Here is a 14,296-nt window from a genome sequence, read left to right as displayed (position 1 = left end):
TTTCTTTTATTAAATCTTCACAATCATTTTTCCTTTGTTTTTTCCTTCGAATAAATCTAGGAAAGCACTGGGGATATTGTCAAAACCTTCTACTACAGTTTCGGTATATTTCAATTTTCCTTCAGACAACCAAAGCGACAATTGCTTCATTGCTTCTGGGAATTTATCCTGATAATTAGAAACGATAAAGCCTTGCATTAGTGCGCTATTTTTAACTAAAAAAGGTTGAACGCTAACTCCTGTTGGGATTTCTGTGCTATTATACACAGAAATGGCACCGCAAATAATCATACGGGCAAATCTGTTAATGTTAAAAAGAACAGCGTCTGAAATTGGTCCTCCAACATTATCAAAATAGATATCTACTCCGTTTGGTGCAGCAGCTTTAATAGCGGCATTCATATCTTTCGTTTCATTATAATTGATTCCGGCATCAAAACCAAAATCAGAAGTAAGCATCTCAATTTTCTCGTCAGAACCTGCAATTCCGATTACGCGTAGCCCTAAGATTTTGGCAACCTGACCCACAACACTTCCTACAGCACCTGCTGCTCCAGAGATTACAATCGTTTCACCTGCTTTAGGTTTCCCAATTTCTTGTAAGCCTAAAAATGCTGTTAAACCCGTCATTCCTAAAATACCTAAATAGGCACTTAAAGGAGCTAAGTCTTTATTTACTTTGGTAAGACCTTCTCCTGTAGACACCTGTTGTGTCTTCCATGCTAACAATCCAGAAACATAATCTCCATTGTTAAAATTTTTATTTTTAGAAGCAATTACTTTTGCTACAACCCCTGAGCTCATAGGCTTCCCAACCTCAAATGGTGGTACATAGGATTTAGCATCACTCATGCGTCCTCTTAAATAAGGATCTACAGAAACGTAACTAGTTTCTAGGAGTAATTCGCCATCATTAATGACAAGTTCTTTATCACTCTGTGTGAATTCAAAATCTGAGACTGTTGGTTTGCCAACAGGTCTTTGTTTTAATACTATTGTTTTGATCATGTTATTTTTATTTAATCGATTACGGTTACTAAATCTTCAGTGCTTTTACGCACTTTTGGTAAGTTTACTAACCAATCATTTTTATCATCTCTATACCCTATTGGTAATAGAACAGCACTACGTAAGCCTTTTTCTCTTAATCCTAAAATTTCATCTACAGCAGCAGGATCAAACCCTTCTAGAGGAGTGGTGTCTACATTTTCAAAAGCCGCAGCAGTTATTGCTTCTGAGAAAGCGATATATGCTTGTTTCGCGGCATGGTTAAAGTTTTCTTCAGCATCTTTTTGAGGGTAAGAACCCAACAACATCTGACGGTAACTTTCCCATCCTTCATTTTTAAAACCTCGGATATCATTGGTTAAATCGAACATGTAATTAATGCGGTCAGCCGTATAGGTATCCCAAGCAGCAAATACCAAAAGGTGAGAACAATCTGTAATAACGGATTGGTTCCAAGCTACGGGTCTAATTTTTTCTTTTATTTCCTGATTTGTAATGACATAAATTTCAAAAGGTTGTAAACCACTAGAAGTGGGAGCAAGGCGTGCAGCTTCAATAATATTGTCTATTTTTTCTTGAGGCACTTTTTTACCGTTCATTGCTTTTGCTGCGTATCTCCACTTTAATTTGTCTAATAATTCCATTTGTGTATATTTAAAATTAGGTTTAAGTTTTCTTTTTTATAATTTGATGCTATCCCAAGCGGCTTGGTATGCTTCTGTAATTGTTTGTTTATTTATGGAACATTCTCCACGGTGTTGCGCTAACATTAAAAAGGAAAGCGGGTTTATACTGTACGCATACAATAGGTAATCAGAAATAGGTTTTATCACTCCTTCTTCTTTTCCACGGTGCCAAAGATCTAAGAGTGGTTGCAAATGTTTAATTCCCTCTTGTCTACTTGCTTCGTCTATCATAGGAGTGTTATCGCATTGTGCTAAAAACAAAGCCTCTTCAGGATCTTTTAATTTAAAGTCGGCTATACGGTTCCAAATCAATTCAAATCCAGGCTCAACCTCCATATCACCTGTAAACGTTTCAAAAGCATAGGTTGAAAAAGACGCTTTTACTTCTATATATACTTTGTTTACCAAATCTTGTTTGTTTTCAAAAAACAAATAGATAGTGGCAGGAGATATATTAGCCATTTTAGCAATCTTAGACATTGGAGCAGCGTGAAAACCATCGTTATTTACTAAACAGATCGTAGCCTTTACTAAAGCTTCTCTTTTGTCTTTACTTTTTTGAAGTTTTGCCATGTTCCTTAAATTCTGATACAAAGGTATTATAAAAAATGAACGTTCATTCTTTTTTAAGAATCTTTAACAAATATTTAAGTGTAAAAAATATTTTATTGAAAGAATCAAAGCTGTATTTAGTATCAAGATATATTGTGTGATGTTTCGTGCAAGTAGGGTGCTTGTTGTAAAATACAAGTGTTTTTAGTTTGATATCGATATACAAAAAGAACGAAAAGATACTTAGGAAATGCAGTACTATTTCTAATACCTAAAGGATAAAAAGGTTCCATCTTTATCCTCAGAAGAGGAAGAACAGCCTCCAATAGGATGATAAACTTGTATAAATTGGCTATCCAATAAGCGGCTTTGAATTTTACTCGCCTAATCTAGCCTTTAAAAAAGCTTTCTTAAAAAGGAAACGCAGCGCTGTAGTACAATGGCAAAATATAAATGTGAGGCTATTAAAAACAAACGATCAGCGGATTACTAGGTTTAAGCCAGAAGAGGTTTATACCACCACTAATAACAGATATGAAGTAGTTATGATTTCGTTAAATCTATCGTATACTTTTAATGGTACTAAAAACAAAACGAAGGTTCTAAAAAGTAAGTTCGGAGAAAAGGAGTTTTAGAGAAAATTTTATTTTGGATAAGAAAATTAATAATTTGTTAGTACAGCTGCAGTATTTAGGTTTAAAAAATAGTTTTAACTTTAGGAATTCATCTTTTTCGTTAAGGAATTGAATTCTTCTCGACTAAAAATAAAATCAATAGAGCAAAACGTAATTTTTACAAGCAATTACATTTGATTTATAGGACCTATTTAAATGACTAACCACGAGTTAATACATCAATTTAAAAAAACACGAGCGCATTCCGTAGCTTTATGCGCGCCTCTTGCGCCTGAAGATTATAATGCACAGCCCGTTGCTTTTGCGAGTCCACCAAAATGGCATTTAGCACATATTACATGGTTTTTTGAGGAAATGATTCTTAAAAAATACGATGATAGCTACGTTATTTTCAACAAAGACTTTTCATACCTTTTTAATAGCTATTATCAAACAGTAGGTGAAAGGGCTACCCGTTCTTTAAGGGGAGCAATGACCAGACCACTTATAGAAGAAATCTATAGTTATAGAACCTATGTAGATGAACATATTGTTGCGCTTTTAAAATCTAAGTTATCCTTAGAAATAGAAACCCTGGTAACCTTAGGCATTCAGCATGAGCAACAACATCAGGAATTATTAATTACAGATTTAAAGCATACGTTTTCTTTCAATCCGCTTCATCCCGTATATCATGAAAATTTTAATCTGGTACAGGATCAGAATGAAGATCATGGTTGGTTGCAAATGCCAGAAGGGATCTATGAAATTGGTCATGACGGAAACGGTTTCTGCTTTGATAATGAATTAGGCAGACACAAGGTATTTTTACACGAATACCAATTATCTAAAAATTTAGTAACCAATGGCGATTTTATAGCATTTATAGAAGCTGGCGGATACCAAGAGTTTAAATATTGGTTAGATGAAGGTTGGTCTTGGGTGCAAGAAGAAAATAGTACCGCACCACTTTATTGGAAAAAGATAAACGGAACTTGGCATTACTACACTTTAGCGGGTTTAAAGCCTGTAGCTGTAGATGCTATACTCTCTCATGTTTCGTTCTATGAAGCACAAGCTTTTGCAACGTTTAAAAAAATGAGACTCCCAACAGAATTTGAGTGGGAAGCAGCATCAGAAAAATTTAATTGGGGAAAACGATGGGAGTGGACCTACTCTGCTTACTTGCCTTATCCTAATTTTAAGATCGCCGATGGAGCTGTAGGAGAGTACAATGGCAAATTTATGATCAATACCATGGTACTTCGCGGTAGCTCTGTAGCTACAAGTGAGGGTCATGAAAGAAATACATATAGAAACTTTTTTCATCCAAAATATAGATGGCAGTACACAGGAATCAGACTAGTGAAATAATTATAGACACAGCATTTTTAACGCATGTAGACTTAGGACTTAATAGTAGTCCTAAATTTTTGTCATCGCGCTATTTTTATGATGAAATAGGGGATAAGCTTTTTGTTAAAATAATGAATCTTCCAGAGTATTATTTGACGAGGGCAGAGCATGAAATTTTTAAAGAGCAACCTAATGACATTATTAATGCTTTAGGTGTTGCTAAAGACACGTATTTTGAGCTGATAGAATTGGGTGCGGGAGACGGAACAAAAACCAAGGAACTACTAAAACCTTTAGTAGCACAGGGTTTTAAGTTTGATTATCTACCCATAGACATTTCGCAACATGCGCTAGACGATTTAGAAGAAAATTTAAAAAATGAAATCCCTAATCTTTCCGCAAAAACACAACAGGGAGACTATTTTGGGGTCTTAGAGAGTTTTAAGGATAGTGAACATCCTAAAGTGGTACTTTTCTTAGGTTCAAATTTAGGGAATATGGAAGATGATGAAGCGGCTAGTTTTATGGAGCAACTTTCTGAGAACCTTAACACTGATGATAAACTTTTTCTGGGGCTAGATTGTATCAAACCATCGGCTGTAGTTTTGCCTGCATATAATGATGCACAAGGCGTTACTGCTGCATTTAATCTAAATTTATTAACAAGGATAAATAAAGAATTTGGTGCAGAATTTGATATTTGGAACTTTATACATGCTCCGGAATATGACGAAATAACTGGGATTGCAAAAAGCTTTTTGGTAAGTAAGAAAAAACAAAAAGTTTGGATAGCAGCGCTAGACCAGCATATTTCATTTTCTGAAGGAGAAAAGATACACACCGAGATCTCTAGAAAATATGACGCTAAGATTCTAAAATCTATTTTAGCGAATACAGCTATGGAAATCCAGACTAAATTTACGGATAGCCATAACTATTTTGCTGATTATGTTGTAGTTAAAAAGTAACTGTAAATGCTTCTTTTCGTAGTTATTTCTCTTTTATTTTTCACGAGTTAAATGGTGGTAATTTCCTATATTTACAGGGACTAATTTTAAAATAATTACATGAAAAATGTATACACTATGTTTTTGCTTACGGTGTTATTTACAAGCTGTAATGACTCAAAAAGTAAAAACGAAACCACTTCAGAACAGCCTATGAATACTACTGAAAATCCATTACTGGTAGAAAGCACATTGCCGTACTTTGCACCAGATTTTAGTAAAATTACCAATGATCATTTTAAGCCGGCACTAGACCAAGGTATTGCCTTGCAAGAGAAAGCTGTGCAAGAAATTGCAAATGCTACAGCGGCAGCTACTTTTGACAATACCATTTTACCTTTAGAGAAAAGTGGCGAAGTGTTAGAGCGCGTATCAAATGTTTTTTACGGATTAACAGGAGCGAATACCAATGATACGCTTCAGGCCATCCAAGAAGAAATGGCCCCTAAATTTGCAGCGTTGCAGGATGCTATTTTTTTAAATGATAAATTATTTCAGCGCGTAAAGCGCTTACAGGAAACAAAAGATAGCTTAGGATTAGAAGCTGAAGCTGTAAAATTAATAGAAAACTATTTTGAGCAGTTTGAAAAAGCAGGAGCAAATCTTTCTTCAGAAGATAAAGAGATCTTAAAAGGGTACAATGCTAAATTAGCAGCGTTAGAAAATCAATTTAATAAAATCTTATTAGAAGCAAATAATAGCGGAGCTTTAGTTTTTACCGATAAAGCCGCATTAGCCGGACTCTCGGAAGCACAATTAAAATCCTTAGAAAATACAGAAGGCGAAGGGTGGAAAATTCCGTTGTTGAATACCACACAACAGCCATTACTGCAAAGCCTTGAAAATAGAGCTACGAGAGAAAAATTATTTAAAGCAGCGTTCTATAGAACAGATGGTTCTGCCAATGATACTAAGGGTATTATTACAGAACTAGCAGAGCTACGGGCTAAAAAGGGAGCGCTTTTAGGCTTTCCTAATTATGCAGCATGGAGTCTTCAGGGAACCATGGCCGAAATTCCTGAGAATGTTTTTAAAATGTTTGAAGGTTTAATTCCTGCGGCGACTGCAAAAGCAGCCAATGAAGCTGCAGAAATACAGCAAATGGTAAAAACAAAAGGCGAAGATTTTACTTTAGAAGCTTGGGATTGGAACCATTATGCAGAAATGGTGCGCATTGCGAAATATGATTTAGATGAAAATCAAATCAAACCTTATTTCGAAACAAAAACAGTTTTAGAAAAAGGTGTTTTTTATGCTGCCCGTAAATTATATGGGATTACGTTTAAAGAGCGTATTGATATTCCTACCTATCATGAAGATGTATTGGTGTATGAGCTTTTTGAAGAAAACGGTGAAGCATTAGGCTTATTCTATGCAGATTACTTTGCAAGACCTAGCAAACGAGGAGGTGCTTGGATGAGCAACTTTGTAACCCAGTCTAAATTGTATGATAAAAAACCGGTAATTTACAATGTATGTAATTATCCAAAACCTGCTGAAGGAGAACCTGCATTGCTTACTTATGATGAAGTAGAAACTATGTTCCACGAATTTGGCCATGCTTTACACGGCTTCTTTGCAGATCAGCAATATCCTTCTTTATCAGGAACAGCAGTAGCAAGAGACTTTGTAGAATTCCCATCGCAGTTCAATGAAAATTGGGCTTTATATCCTGAAATTTTAAAGAACTACGCCTTACACTACAAAACGGGAGAACAAATTCCGCAAGCATTATTAGATAAGATTAAAAAATCAGGAACCTTTAATCAAGGATATAGCTTAACAGAAAACTTAGCCGCATCTAATTTAGACATGCAATGGCATGTAATTGCTGCAGATACTAAAATAGCAGATGCCAATGCTTTTGAAAAAGAAGCTTTAGCAAAAACAAAGTTAGATGTTGTTAGTGCCGTTCCGCCTAGATACAGATCTACGTATTTTGCGCACATCTTTGGCGGGGGGTATGCCGCAGGGTATTACTCGTATTTATGGACAGAAATGTTACACCACGATGCCTATAATTGGTTTGAGAATAATGGAGGTTTAACACGTGCCAATGGGCAACGTTTTAGAGATATGGTGCTTTCAAGAGGAAATACGTTGGACCTAGAGCAGATGTATAAAGATTGGAGAGGTTCTGATCCACAAATTGCACCAATGCTTACTGCTAGAGGTTTAAAATAGAAATCGATTATTTTACATAATTAAAAAGGAGCTCTTAGGAGCTCCTTTTTTTATGCCCAAAATTATGCGTTTCAGAATTTTTTTTAGATTTTTTGATAGGATCCAAAGCGCTAATTGATTGTTTATCTGCATTCACTGAATACTTTCCTTGTTTCGCTTATTGTTAAAATTTAGCTCCTTTTTATCGGGTAGATTTACACTATAAAAGAACTTTAATTAAACAATTTAGCCATGAAAGTATTTGAAAAATTGAATATATTTTACGCAGCCTTGATTATAATGGCACTCGCTTTTTTTATGGTGTGTACCAGTTGTAGTGATAGTTCATCAGACAGTGATACCGAAGAAACAGAAGAAACAACAGATACGTCTAGTGATGATTATATAGTCGCCGTAGATCCTGAGTTGTTTTTAACCGATAGCGGAGCAGTCACGGTGACCTTAGTACCGTGTACACTTTCAGATGGATCTGAGGGGGATTGTTACCAGATAGTAACATCTAGTACACCATCAGATCATACTATGGGACCTTGGTGTCCTGATAATATTGCAGATGGCGCTGATGCTGGAGGTATTTGGTTAGAAGGCGGAGAAGTATATGATGTAGATGGTGCTTTCATAGAAAATATGGCCACTTTTTATGGCGATGATAATTGGATGATGTATGATGAAAACGGAGACATTTACACTACAGAAACGGAAGATGATTGTGCTAATGCTGCAAATCCAGATGTAGGTGAGGAATATGAGAATTTCTGTGTGGAGTGTCTTCCTTCATATGTTACAGATATGAGTACTACTTATGTAATTCCAGTAACTCCTGTAAAACTAGCTACTCCACTTTCATTTGGTGGTTTTGGACCTCCGGGGGCAGCTTCGGCACCTTCCAATAGAGGGGTTGCTTTTAATGGGGTTGTGTTTGATGCTCCGGCTCCAACAGATGCTATTTTAGGCGCGTATACTTTAGCACCTTTTGATGATGCTGGCGGACATATTAATTTAAATGCAGGATATCATTACCATGCCGCAACAGGCGTATCTACTCAAGTGGCGCAAACAGATGACCATGCTGCTCAGATAGGATATGCTATGGATGGCTTTGCGATGTATGCACAATTAGATGCAGATGGGAATGAGCCAACAGATTTAGATGATTGTAGAGGACACTCAGATGATACAAGAGGGTATCATTATCATGTAGCTGCACCAGGAACAAATAGTTTTATAAATTGTTTATCAGGAGCTTACGCAGAATAATAAGTAAAAAAAATATAGGTTATGTATAAAATATTAATTGCATTGTTTTTTGTTAGTCTTAGTGTGCAAGCACATCAGGCAGATGCTTCTACGGTTCTTTTAGTAGAACAAGAAAACGGGAGCTGGGTATTACAAATTTCAGGGGCACTAACAGCTTTTCAACATGAAATAAAAACCCTGCATCCTGAACAAGAATACAAAACACCAGAAGAATTTAAGCAAATGGTCATTGATCATGTGCAAAACAATTTAAGTTTTTTGTTTAACGACAACATCAACTATAAAATTAAAAGTGCTCAGGTAAAATTGGGACACGAAACAAAAGTAGTTTTTGAGGTAAGTGGAATCCCTGAAAACTTAAAAAATGTAGTGGTGAAAAACACCATTTTTAAAGAGATTTATAAAAACCAGAGTACCTTATTACTCTTTAAAAACGGATTTACGAAGACAAGATTTGTTTTGAATAATGAGAATCAACATACCTTGAATTTAAAGGTAGAAGAACATTCATTTATAAGTGCACCTGTAGAAGGAAAAAGAGATTATTCAACATTATACGTCGTTGGAAGTGTCGTTTTTTTACTGGGAGTAGTAAATTATTTATGGATGAGTTACAAAGAAAAAATGCCAAGTAAAGTGGTAAAGAGTCATAGTTTGAGTTAGTCACTTAATTTTAATGAGTAGTAGTTGTTTATTAAAGCCGAGTTATGTAGTAGTTCTCGGCTTTTTGTTTTTTGAAGTTGAGTAAGGGGTCTAAGAAATTAGATCCCTTTTTTTTATTGGTAAGTTTTCAATTAGTGTATCACAATTGAAAAGTATAGCGTTTTAGTGCTATATTTAAAATCTTTAATCCGTTCTGTCCCTTTAATATTGTTTTAGGAAGAGCGCTTCAAAACAAATAGTTCAAGCATGAAAAGTAAATTGAAGTGGATTCTAGGTGGGATTTTTATGCTGGTTATTGCTATCGCTGTTTTTTTTCCTATGGGACTACAGGATCGAAATGATTCGGGCATTACAACTACCATTGAAAAAGCCCCTAGGATTGTTTATCTTAATTTAAATGATATTAAAAAAGTAGAAAAATGGTTAAAAACGAAGGATACTCCTGTTATTTATGAAACCTATTTTTCAATAGAAAGCGATACCATTCCCTCCATAGAACGCGCCGATAGTTTAACTGTAAACACTACTCAAAAAATAACACGAACCTATTCTTCAACACAACAAGGAGATACACGGATTAAAATTATTAATTATACGATTAAGGAGGCCAATCATGGATATACTTCAGGTGTTTTATGTACGCTATGGCCAAGAGAAAATGGTGTTTTTACGGCTTTTTCTCTTGATTATTATATAGATTATAAAGACGCATCATTTATAGAAAAGACTATAGGAAAGTGGAAAATAATTTTAGCAGGTGAAGATTGGAAAAATAAGGAGACAGATTTGTTACAACGTCAGTTTGTAGAAAGCCTTTAATTGTAGCGTAATTTATAAGATTATTCTTCTCTAAACTCAACAAAAGAGTCAGATAATGGATAATCCCTACCATTCCCAAAAAAACTGTAGTTATCTTTGCGGAAAATTATTTTATGTCAAAGCATTTTTCCAAGCTAGGAGTTAACGAAGTATTTCAAAAAAGTTTAGCTGATTTAGCTATTACTACCCCTACAGATATTCAGGTGAAGACCATTCCTTTAGTCCTTACGGCTAAGAAAGATATCGTGGCTTTGGCAAAAACGGGTACGGGAAAAACAGCTGCATTTGGGCTGCCATTATTACAATTGGTAAATACAAAAAACAACGATATTCAAGTGGTTATTTTAGCCCCTACACGGGAGTTAGGACAGCAGATTTACGCCAATTTAGTCTCGTTTGCGAAATATAGTCCTGCTATTGTTATCGCATCAATTTGCGGAGGAACACCTATAAAACCTCAGATTGAAAAATTAAAAAGTGCAACGCACGTAGTTGTTGCTACACCAGGACGTTTGGTAGATTTAATTCAGCAAAAAGCCATCAACATAAAAAATACCTCGTATTTGGTGTTAGATGAAGCCGATGAAATGGTGACAGCTTTAAAGCAAGATCTAGATCCTATTGTAAAAGAATTACCAGAAGAGCGCAGAACATTATTATTTACAGCTACTATGCCAGGCGCTATCAAGCAATTGGTACAGAATTACTTGAATAAAAATGTAATGCACCTAGAGGCAGATATGGATACCATAGGCCATCAAGGTATTGAGCATCAATATATCGTTGTAGAACCTATTGAAAAATTAGACGTTTTATTACATTTCTTAAGTTCTAGAGAAGGAGAACAAGGTATCATTTTCTGTAAAACAAAAGCAGCTGTAAATAAGCTAGCGAAGAACTTAGCGATTAACAAATTTTCATCAGGAGCACTTCATGGGAGTTTAACCCAGGTAATTCGTGATCGTGTTATGGGGCAGTTTAGAGAAGGGCAACTAAAAATTTTAGTAGCTACAGATTTAGCCTCTCGTGGTATTGATGTGAAGAACATATCTTACGTAGTAAATTACCACTTACCAGAAACTTACGATTTATACGTGCATAGAAGTGGTAGAACGGCTAGGGCCGGAGCAAACGGACTCTCCATGACCATTCTACAACAAGAAGAAGTTGCAGAAATTCCAGAATTTGAAAAAGAATTAGGGATTACCTTTCATAAAATTGAAAAGGCAGATGCAGCGAGTATTGAAGAAACAAACGCCTTACTTTGGGCAAAGAAAGTTTTTAAAACGAAACCAAATAGAGATGTCTCTGAGGATTTTAAAAATAAAGTAAAAACTGTTTTTCATCACCTTACAAAAGATGAATTAATAGATAAAGTATTGGCTAATTATTTAGAGCACAATACCAATATTCTTCCAAAGGAAGAAACACCAACAAACAAGAAAAATATATAATTGCAATGGCGAATAGTATAAAAGATCAAGAGGATATTTTAGCAAAACTGAACATCCATCAATTGAACCCAATGCAAGTGGAAGCTATTGCTGTTATAGAGAAAACAACCAATACCATTTTACTTTCACCAACGGGAACCGGTAAAACATTAGCATTTTTATTACCCTTATTAAAAACATTGGATGCTACTATTGATGAAGTGCAAGCCTTAATTGTGGTGCCTTCTCGAGAGTTAGCCATACAAATAGAGCAGGTACTTAGAATCATGGGTACAGGATTTAAAGTGAATGCGGTGTATGGTGGGCGTACTATGGCAAAAGATAAGTCGGAATTAAAACATAATCCGGCTATTTTAATAGGAACTCCAGGGAGAATTCTAGATCATTTTATGAACGATCGTTTTTCTAAAGAAAGTATTAAAACATTAATTTTAGATGAGTTTGATAAATGTTTAGATAAAGGTTTTTCTGATGAGATGAAGGGTATTATTGCCAACGTACCCCGTATCAATAAAAGAATCTTAACTTCTGCCACTCAGAATATAGAGATTCCTCCATTTGTACGTTTAGACAAGCCAGTACTTATCAATTACTTGAAAGAGAAAAAAGCACTTAAATTAGAGATTAAAACGGTAATTTCTCCTTTAAGAAACAAATCTCAAACCCTTTTAGATTTAGTAATGCATTTAGGGAATGAGCAAGGGATTGTTTTTTGTAATCTAAAAGAAAATATAGAGTACTTAGACAAATTTTTGACGGAAAAGAAGATTAGCCATTCTACGTTTTCAGGAGAGATGGAACAGTATGATCGTGACCGCGCCTTAATCAAATTCAGAAATGGTACGAGTCAACTTTTAATCGCCACAGATTTAGCAGCGAGAGGTATTGATGTGCCTGAGCTTAAATATATTATTCATTATGATGTGCCAGCTTCTGAGGAAGAATTTACGCACCGTAATGGTAGAACAGCGCGTGTAAATACTAAAGGTACTGCCTATGTAATGCGTTGGGAAAAAGAGGAATTTCCAGAATTTATTAAAAATCCTAATCGTGCAAATATTGCGGTAAAAGCACCTCGCAAACCACAATATTGGGAGACTTTATTTATTTCTGGTGGTAGAAAAGATAAGATTTCTAAAGGAGATATTGCTGGATTGTTCTTTAAGCAAGGCGAAATTAATAAAGATCAATTAGGAACTATAGAATTAAAACAAGATTGTGCTTTTGTTGCCGTTCCTTTAGCGATTGCGGATGAGTTAGTACGAAAATTGAACAATACAAAATTGAAAAAGAAAAAAGTTAGAATTACAATTTTGGAGTAGTTTCTTTTTTAATGTATTAAGTAAAAAGAGTGATAGTTATCAAGCTTCTCAATCATAAGTCAGCACACCGCTGTCACTTCGAGTGAATTTTGCAGTAGCGATAGCGGATGAATAATTAGTATCGAGAAGTATTTGAGTAGTAAAAGGTTCTCGATACAATTTTCTATCGAAAACCACTCGAACTGACATTTGAGTTATAACTAACGAGTACTTAGTATTAAGTAAAGAGTACAATGTATGAAAGTCTGATTGCTATTTTTAGTTGAATTAAAGAACGGCCTATCGAAAATTTGTCGTAAAATTTGAATTGAAATATCCGTAGCAATTTCAGGCTGTTTGAGCTTAACGCTAGGTTTTATTTTTCTTGATGGTTAAAAGCGAGTTCCTGAAATTCAGGAGATTGATAGAAAAATTTAGACTTAGTTTCGTCAGCCTAGATTTTCCTGCCTGCCGGCAGGCAGGTTTGGTTCGTTTTTTTATCGATGAAAAAAATGAACAGATAATTGAAATTTAGATACTAGTAAATAGTACAAAGTAAAAAGAATACTAGTGATCAAGCCATTGCAGATTAGCACACTGCTGTCACTTCGAGTGAATTATGAAGTAGCGATAGCGGATGCGTAATTAGTATCGAGAAGTATTCGAGTAGTAAAAAGTTCTCGATACAATTTTCTATCGAAAACCACTCGAACTGACATTTGAGTTATAAGTAACGAGTATTAAGCATAAAGTATTAAATAAAGAGAGTAGTAGTGCTTATGCTTCTCAATTACAAGTCAGAATATCGCTGTCACTTCGAGTGAATTATGAAGTAGCGATAGCGGATGAATAATTAGTATCGAGAAGTATTCGAGTCGTAAAAGGTTCTCGATACAATTTTCTATCGAAAACCACTCGAACTGACATTTGAGTGATAAGTAACGAGTATTAAGTATAAAGTATTAAATAAAGAGAGTAGTAGTGCTAATGCTTCTCAATTACAAATCAGCACATCGCTGTCACTTCGAGTGAATTATAAAGTAGCGATAGTGAATGCGTAATTAGTATCGAGAAGTATTTGAGTAGTAAAAAGTTCTCGATACAATTTTCTATCGAAAACCACTCGAACTGACATTTGAGTGATAAGTAACGAGTATTAAGTATTAAATAAAGAGAGTAGTAGTGCTAATGCTTCTCAATTACAAATCAGAATACCGCTGTCACTTCGAGTGAATTATGCAGTAGCGATAGCGGAGGCGTAATTAGTATCGAGAAGTGTTCGAGAAGTAAAAGGTTCTCGATACAATTTTCTATCGAAAACCACTCGAACTGACATTTGAGTTGTATGTAACGAGTACTTAGTATTAAGTAAAGAGTACAATGTATGAAAGTCTG

The 14,296-nt window shown here is 35.1% G+C and carries 11 protein-coding genes; 8 read left to right on the top strand and 3 right to left on the bottom strand.

The window, feature by feature from the left end:
• Positions 1-9: 9 nt before the first annotated feature.
• Genes GQR94_RS21340 through GQR94_RS21330 form a run of 3 tightly spaced genes read right to left on the bottom strand, consistent with a single transcriptional unit; the run spans position 10 to position 2,267 of the window.
• The gene (locus tag GQR94_RS21340) at positions 10-1,008 is read right to left on the bottom strand and encodes an NADP-dependent oxidoreductase (protein WP_158979035.1); all 999 of its coding nucleotides are present in this window, start codon (positions 1,006-1,008) and stop codon (positions 10-12) included.
• Positions 1,009-1,019: 11 nt separating this feature from the next.
• Positions 1,020-1,652, bottom strand: coding sequence for an NAD(P)H-dependent oxidoreductase (locus GQR94_RS21335; RefSeq protein ID WP_158979033.1), 633 nt, complete (start codon positions 1,650-1,652; stop codon positions 1,020-1,022).
• Between the two features lie 36 nt (positions 1,653-1,688).
• The gene (locus GQR94_RS21330; RefSeq protein WP_158979031.1) at positions 1,689-2,267 is read right to left on the bottom strand and encodes a TetR/AcrR family transcriptional regulator; all 579 of its coding nucleotides are present in this window, start codon (positions 2,265-2,267) and stop codon (positions 1,689-1,691) included.
• A gap of 809 nt (positions 2,268-3,076) precedes the next feature.
• Here GQR94_RS21330 and egtB point away from each other — a divergent pair.
• The 8 genes from egtB (at position 3,077) to GQR94_RS21285 (ending at position 12,922) form a co-directional block, all read left to right on the top strand.
• The gene (gene egtB, locus GQR94_RS21320; RefSeq protein WP_158979029.1) at positions 3,077-4,234 is read left to right on the top strand and encodes an ergothioneine biosynthesis protein EgtB; all 1,158 of its coding nucleotides are present in this window, start codon (positions 3,077-3,079) and stop codon (positions 4,232-4,234) included.
• Positions 4,201-5,184 (top strand): L-histidine N(alpha)-methyltransferase, encoded by a 984-nt coding sequence (locus GQR94_RS21315; RefSeq protein ID WP_158979027.1) that lies wholly within the window; start codon positions 4,201-4,203, stop codon positions 5,182-5,184. Before egtB ends, GQR94_RS21315 begins: the two co-directional genes overlap by 34 nt.
• A 99-nt stretch (positions 5,185-5,283) precedes the next feature.
• Complete coding sequence (locus GQR94_RS21310) at positions 5,284-7,407, top strand: M3 family metallopeptidase (protein WP_158979025.1); 2,124 nt, start codon at positions 5,284-5,286, stop codon at positions 7,405-7,407.
• A gap of 231 nt (positions 7,408-7,638) precedes the next feature.
• On the top strand, positions 7,639-8,664 hold the full coding sequence (locus tag GQR94_RS21305; protein ID WP_158979022.1) for a YHYH protein: 1,026 nt from the start codon (positions 7,639-7,641) through the stop codon (positions 8,662-8,664).
• Positions 8,665-8,685: 21 nt separating this feature from the next.
• Positions 8,686-9,327: a DUF6702 family protein gene (locus tag GQR94_RS21300; RefSeq protein ID WP_158979020.1), complete on the top strand. Its 642-nt coding sequence runs from the start codon at positions 8,686-8,688 to the stop codon at positions 9,325-9,327.
• A gap of 246 nt (positions 9,328-9,573) precedes the next feature.
• Positions 9,574-10,146, top strand: a complete 573-nt coding sequence (locus GQR94_RS21295; protein ID WP_158979018.1) for a hypothetical protein — start codon at positions 9,574-9,576, stop codon at positions 10,144-10,146.
• Between the two features lie 113 nt (positions 10,147-10,259).
• Positions 10,260-11,600, top strand: a complete 1,341-nt coding sequence (locus GQR94_RS21290) for a DEAD/DEAH box helicase (RefSeq protein WP_158979016.1) — start codon at positions 10,260-10,262, stop codon at positions 11,598-11,600.
• A gap of 5 nt (positions 11,601-11,605) precedes the next feature.
• Positions 11,606-12,922 carry a DEAD/DEAH box helicase gene (locus tag GQR94_RS21285; RefSeq protein ID WP_158979014.1) on the top strand — a complete coding sequence of 439 codons (1,317 nt, stop codon included), beginning with the start codon at positions 11,606-11,608 and terminating at the stop codon, positions 12,920-12,922.
• Positions 12,923-14,296 lie beyond the last annotated feature (1,374 nt).

This window comes from Cellulophaga sp. L1A9, from assembly GCF_009797025.1.
In the GTDB taxonomy this organism is placed as follows: domain Bacteria; phylum Bacteroidota; class Bacteroidia; order Flavobacteriales; family Flavobacteriaceae; genus Cellulophaga.
The sequence above is the reverse complement of the archived record's forward strand: the minus strand, read 5'-3'. Positions and strand labels throughout refer to the sequence as shown.